We start from the raw sequence: 5305 nt of genomic DNA, 5'->3' as shown, positions 1-5305 counted from the left end.
GCCGCGTCAGGCGGGGCGGCGGAGGGCGGTCTCGACGAGCGAGACGAGGCCGTGCGGGCCGAGCTGGCCGGCGAGCAGGTCGAGCGGAGTGGGGACGGGCAGCGCCGAGGCGGCGCGGCCGAGGCGGGAGGCGGGCACGGAGGCGGCCTCGCGCTCCTCCGGCTCCGGGTCGGCGAGGGCCAGCGCGACAGTGGCGGCCACGTCCTCGACCGCGCGGACGCAGCCGAAGCGGACGATCCGCTCGTCGTCGATCAGGGCCTCGCCGTAGCCCGCGCGGAACGCCGAGCGCTGCACGTCGCTGATCGGCCGCGAGTAGATGACGCCCAGCTCGATCAGGAGCAGGTCGGCCTCCCGCGGGGCGACGGTGGCCTCGTCGAAGTCGATCAGCCAGGGGCGGCCGCTCTCGTCGATGACGACGTTGCCGGGATGCGGGTCGCCGTGGAGGGGCACGCGGGAAGTGGGCGTGCGGGCGCGCTTCAGCCGCCGCTCGGAGTCGGCGAGGGCGTCGAGGCGGGAGCGGTTCGCGCGCCACAGCGCGGTGAGGCGGGGGCGGGGCTCCGGCTGCGCATCGATCCTCTCGTCGGTCTCGGCGAGGAGGTCGGCGAGCGGACGGCGGACACGGCGGATGCCCCGCCGCACGGGAGGCGCGAGTGCCGGCGGCTCGGCGTCGTGCACGGAGCGCAGGACCGCGCCGAACCCCTCCCAGTCGAGGGCGTCCTCGCCGGAGTCGACGGCGTCCTCGCCGAGGATCCACGGCGCGACCGAGACCCGCAGCCCGCGGTCCTCCGCCCAGGGGCGCCCGTCGGAGGCGCGGTGCGGCGCCGCGACGCCCGGCACCCCCGACTCGCCCAGCGACGCCGAGAGCGCGAGGCCGAAGCGCCCGTCGCGGGCCGACGCCTTGACGCTCCACAGCGCCCCGGAGCCGTCGGCCGCGCACCAGACGCGCGCTCCGTGGTCGAGTCCGCCGATGACGGGCTCCAGGTCGACGAGGCCGATGCCGAACTCGCGGCGCACCAGATCGCGCGCCCAGGCGCCCGCCTCCTCGATCGTGTCCATCCCGCTCATGCTGACGTGCGGGCGCCCCGCGAGCAGGTGCTTGCGCGATCGGTGATCGTAGGCATGGGTGCGGGCTGAGCCGCGTCTCAGGCTCGGGCTCCGGGCCGCCCGACGAGGAACCACGCCATCGACCCCAGGAAGGGCGCCACCACGACGGCGATCGTCCACAGGCCCTTCCGCAGGGGATCGAGGCCGGAGCGGAGGACCTGCGCGACCGCGAGGATCGCGACTCCGAGATACGCGGCCCCGCACAGGGCGGCGACCACGCTGGTGCCGAGCAGTGACATGTCCATCGCCCGACGCTACGCGCGGCGCGGCGCTGCCGGATCCGCCGCGGGGCGGAGACTCCCGGCGATGCGCAGCGGGCCTCGCTCAGCGGCCGAGGACACCGGTGATCGTCCGCGCGCCGTCGGCGGGGAAGAGGGCGAGCCGCTGCTCCGTCCCCTGCTGCCGGACCGTGAGAACGGGAGCCGCGAGCGCGTGACCGTGGTGGTAGCCCGTCACCGACTCGGGGGCGTCCCCGGCGGTGAGGGGCAGGAACGCGATCGGCGAGAGGTCCGCGTCGGCGCGGAACAGCGAGAGCGCCCTCGCGGTGACGACGGCCAGCAGCACGGGGTCCGGCTTCGCCGCGCGCAGCGCCGGGAGGTCGACCGCGGCTCCGGCGACCGCGAGCGTCCGCAGCGAGGCCAGCGTCTCCGGAGTGTTCAGCACCGCGGTGACGCCGCCGTCCGGATGCTCGGCCCGCAGCCTCTCGAGGCTCGGCCGGGACCACCGCTCCTCGACGCGCCGCCGGAGCCCGAAGCCGAGCCCCGCGACGATCACCGCCGCCACCGCGAGCACCACGCCCCACCCTCCGTAGAGCTGGTAGGCCCGAGCGCCCGACCACGCCGCCGCGACGACCACCGTCGCCCCGAAGAACGCCTCGCTTCCGAGCGATCGCAGCCGGGTCGACTGCACCTCCTGCGTCACGAGCGCTCCTCCGGGTCGGGCGGACCTCCGGGCGGGATCACGTCAGCGCATGATCCCACCGGCGCCTGCGGGTCGGGCGGGGATCCGTCCCCTCGCGCGAGGCCGGCTCAGCGCCCGCGCCGCGCCCGCGGATCGGTGAGGAGCCGGACCGGGGGGAGGTCGGCCAGGTCGGGGGACACGAAGCCCAGCACGTCGGAGTGGTGGTCGGCGGAGGCCCGGCGGAGGAAGGACCAGCACTTGAGCGAGGACGGGCGCCGGTCGAGGGGGAGGGGAGCGGCCTCCACGATGATCACGGTGGCGGAGCGGTGCAGGATCCGCACGGGCACGCGGCTCTCGCGGCCGTCGACGGTCCAGCTGGAGACGCCGCGGATGCGGCCGTCCTCGCGGTCGACGCCGACGGTGAGGACGCTCCGGAAGTCGTCGGACGCGGCGCCCATGCCGATCTGGAAGTCCCCGTCGGCGCCGTCGAGCACGAAGGCGACGTCGAGTCCGCGGCGGTGGCGGACGGTGAAGGTGGCGAGCAGGGGACCGCTCCCGAACCTCGGGGCCTCGTCGCGGGCCTGCCGGACACGCTGCTCCGCGTCGTCCCTGTCCATGGAGCCACTCCTGCCGTTCGGGCGGAGCGGGGCCCGCGCGCCCGTCGAGCCTAGGGGGAGCGGGGCGGCGTCACCCCGCGCGAGGCAGCGTCACCCGGAAGCGGGCGCCGACGGGCCTCGCCTCCGCCACGAGGTCGCCGCCGAGGGCCCGGGCCAGCCCGCGCGCGATCGGCAGGCCGAGGCCCGAGCCGCCGTCGGCGCGGTTGCGGGCGTCGTCGAGGCGGACGAGGCGGTCGAAGACGCGCTCACGGTCGGCCTCGGCGATGCCGGGGCCGTCGTCGTCGACGGTGATCGTGACGGAGTCGGCGGCCGCCTCGACGGCGACGTCGATCCGGGAGCGGGCGAAGCGGGCACCGTTCTCGAGGAGGTTGCCGAGCACCTGAGCCAGCCGGTCGGCGTCGGCGCTGACCAGGAGCGGCTCGGCGGGCCGGTGCAGCTCGATCGCGAGGCCCGGGCGGCGCAGCTCCTGGCGCTCGATCGCGGCCTCGGCGACGCCCGCCGGGTCCAGCGGACGCGACTCCAGAGCCAGGCCCTCGTCCAGCCGCGCCATCAACAGCATGTCCTGGATGAGGCGGCCCGCGCGCAGCGACTCCCGCACGACGTGCACGGAGAGGCGCTCGCGCTCCTGCTCGCCGCCGTCGCCGCGGACGAGCGCGTCGGCGGCGGCCTGGATGCCGGCGACCGGCGTCCGCAGCTCGTGCGCGGCGTCCGAGACGAACGCGCGCATCCGCTGCTCCGCCGCGAGGGCCGTCGCCTCGGCGGCGAGGGCGCTGCGCTCGGCCTGCTCGAGGTCGTCGAGCATCTCGTCGAACGCGGTCGCGGTGCGGCCGAGCTCCGTCCGCGGACGGGAGGGGCGCAGCCGCCGCCCGCGGTCGCCGTGCGCGATGTCGCGGGCCACGTCGGTCATCCGCTCGAGGGGCCGGAGGGTCGCGCGGACCACGACGATCAGCGCGAGGGCGGCCAGCACGAGGAACACGGCCGACGCGGCGAGCAGGATCCCGTTCAGCTGCGCGAGGGTGCTGCCCACCGATCCGGCCTCGCTGGTGAGTTGGAGTCGGGTGCCGTCGCTGAGGGTCGACTCGAGGGTGATCAGCTCGTCGTCGGCGGCGACGCTGCTCGAGACGACGACGATGACGGCGGCGGAGGCGGCTCGGGGCGGGACGGCTCCGGAGGAGGAGCTCGTGCCGGGCGGCGACGGCGGCTCTCCGAGCTGGTCGGCGGCTCCAGGGCCCAGGCGCAGCTGCTCCGGGCTCGGCCCGGCCACGACGTCCTCGCCCTCGGGGCTCGTGATCCGCACCGAGACGCCCTGCGCCGAGAGGCGGGAGGCGAGGGCGTCGTCGGCGATCGTGCCGACCAGCGCGGCGGCGGCGGAGGCGCGGTCCTGCAGCCGCTCCTCGATCTGGTCGCGGAGGCGCTCGCCGAGCACCGCCTGCACCGTCGCCGAGAGGGCCAGGAGCAGAACGGCCAGCAGCGCGAGCACGGCCAGGACGGTGCGGAGGCGGAGGGAGCCGGTCCGCAGGGCGCCCGGCTGGGAGCGGCTCACGCCTCCACCCGGTAGCCGAGGCCGCGGACGGTGTGCACGAGCCGGTCGCCGTGCGCCTCCATCTTCTTGCGGAGGGAGCTGAGGTGCACCTCGACGAGGTTCGGGTCGACGTGGTCGTAGCCCCAGACCTGCGTGAGGATCTGGGTCTTGGTGAGGGTGCGGCCGCGGTTCCCGGCGAGGAAGGCGAGGAGGCGGAACTCGGTCGCGGTGAGGTCGAGGGCGACGCCGCCGCGGCGGGCGCGGCCCGACTCCGGGTCGACGACGAGGTCGCCGATCTCGACGACGGACGGGATGCGGCCGCGGCGGCGCAGCACGGCGGTCACGCGCTTGACGAGCTCGGCGAGCACGAACGGCTTCACCACGTAGTCGTCGACGCCCTCGTCGAAGCCGCGGAGGCGGTCGTCGACCGCGTCGCGGGCGGTGAGCATGATCACGGCCGCGTCGCTGCTGCGGCGGATCCGCTCGGCGAGCACGATGCCGCTCGGGCCGGGGAGCATCCAGTCGAGGATCACCAGGTCCGGAGCGAAGGTGCTCAGCTCGCGGGCGAGGTCCTCGCCGGAGACGAGACCGCGGACCGTGAAGCGCTCGCTGCGCAGCGCGGTCTCGACGGAGGAGCGGATGGCGTCGTCGTCCTCGATGAGGAGCACACGGGCGGAGGAGGGCATGTGCTCGAACCTAGGGGCCGCGGATCGGGGCGCACCCGGCGTCTGCTGTGGAGGGTCTGTTCTTAAGTCCGGCTTCAGATTCGCCTTCGAATCTGAGATGGAACCGGCCGCAACCGATCCCGAACGGGGTCGGCACCGGGCCGGAACGAGGAGACACCCATGACCGAGTCGACCACCCCCGCCGAGAAGGGCTCGAGCTTCGGGCCGCGCCGTCCGAAGAAGCGCGCCCTGACCATCGGCATCGCCGTCGGCGCACTCGGACTCGTCGCGCTCGGCTCGACCGCCGCGTTCGCCGCGACGCCGTCGAGCACGCCGACCTCCAGCGCCACACCGCTGCACTCCACCTCGACCGGTGCGCCGTCCACCGATGCGCCCGCCGAGGGCACCGCTCGAGGTGGAGCGCAGCGGTGTGGCGCTGGAGGTCGGCGTGCTCGACGGTGCCGCGGCGAACGCGGCGGTCGAGCCGAGCGCGACGA

General features: G+C 75.7%; 6 protein-coding genes and 1 pseudogene. 1 reads left to right on the top strand and 6 read right to left on the bottom strand.

The window, feature by feature from the left end; translation table 11 throughout:
• Positions 1-6 precede the first annotated feature (6 nt).
• The 6 genes from C5B93_RS16735 to C5B93_RS16710 form a co-directional block, all read right to left on the bottom strand.
• A complete protein-coding gene (locus tag C5B93_RS16735; RefSeq protein WP_181068432.1) occupies positions 7-1056 on the bottom strand; it encodes an aminoglycoside phosphotransferase family protein in 1050 nt (349 codons plus the stop codon).
• Positions 1057-1142: 86 nt separating this feature from the next.
• Complete coding sequence (locus tag C5B93_RS16730; protein WP_104225196.1) at positions 1143-1349, bottom strand: PLD nuclease N-terminal domain-containing protein; 207 nt, start codon at positions 1347-1349, stop codon at positions 1143-1145.
• Positions 1350-1428: 79 nt separating this feature from the next.
• Entirely contained in the window at positions 1429-2025 is a 597-nt protein-coding gene (locus C5B93_RS16725; RefSeq protein ID WP_104251186.1) for a hypothetical protein, read from the bottom strand.
• A gap of 107 nt (positions 2026-2132) precedes the next feature.
• Positions 2133-2621 (bottom strand): hypothetical protein, encoded by a 489-nt coding sequence (locus C5B93_RS16720; RefSeq protein ID WP_104225194.1) that lies wholly within the window; start codon positions 2619-2621, stop codon positions 2133-2135.
• 70 nt (positions 2622-2691) lie between these two features.
• Entirely contained in the window at positions 2692-4164 is a 1473-nt protein-coding gene (locus C5B93_RS16715; protein ID WP_104292996.1) for a cell wall metabolism sensor histidine kinase WalK, read from the bottom strand.
• A complete protein-coding gene (locus C5B93_RS16710) occupies positions 4161-4829 on the bottom strand; it encodes a response regulator transcription factor (protein ID WP_104225192.1) in 669 nt (222 codons plus the stop codon). Before C5B93_RS16710 ends, C5B93_RS16715 begins: the two co-directional genes overlap by 4 nt.
• Before the next feature lie 159 nt (positions 4830-4988).
• Between C5B93_RS16710 and C5B93_RS17555 the strand changes: the two are divergent.
• Positions 4989-5305 (top strand): annotated as a pseudogene (locus C5B93_RS17555) (hypothetical protein); the annotation flags it as partial.

The organism is Rathayibacter sp. AY1A2 (genome assembly GCF_002930935.1).
Lineage (GTDB): Bacteria > Actinomycetota > Actinomycetes > Actinomycetales > Microbacteriaceae > Rathayibacter.
Note: the sequence above shows the minus strand (reverse complement) of the source record. Positions and strands in the feature narration are given on the sequence as shown.

What these genes read in the sequence shown, in the direction of transcription:
- C5B93_RS16720 (WP_104225194.1), bottom strand. Translation starts at nt 2,621, where the DNA reads ATGGACAGGGACGACGCGGAGCAGCGTGTCCGGCAGGCCCGCGACGAG.
- C5B93_RS16730 (WP_104225196.1), bottom strand. Translation starts at nt 1,349, where the DNA reads ATGGACATGTCACTGCTCGGCACCAGCGTGGTCGCCGCCCTGTGCGGG.
- C5B93_RS16710 (WP_104225192.1), bottom strand. Translation starts at nt 4,829, where the DNA reads ATGCCCTCCTCCGCCCGTGTGCTCCTCATCGAGGACGACGACGCCATC.
- C5B93_RS16735 (WP_181068432.1), bottom strand. Translation starts at nt 1,056, where the DNA reads ATGGACACGATCGAGGAGGCGGGCGCCTGGGCGCGCGATCTGGTGCGC.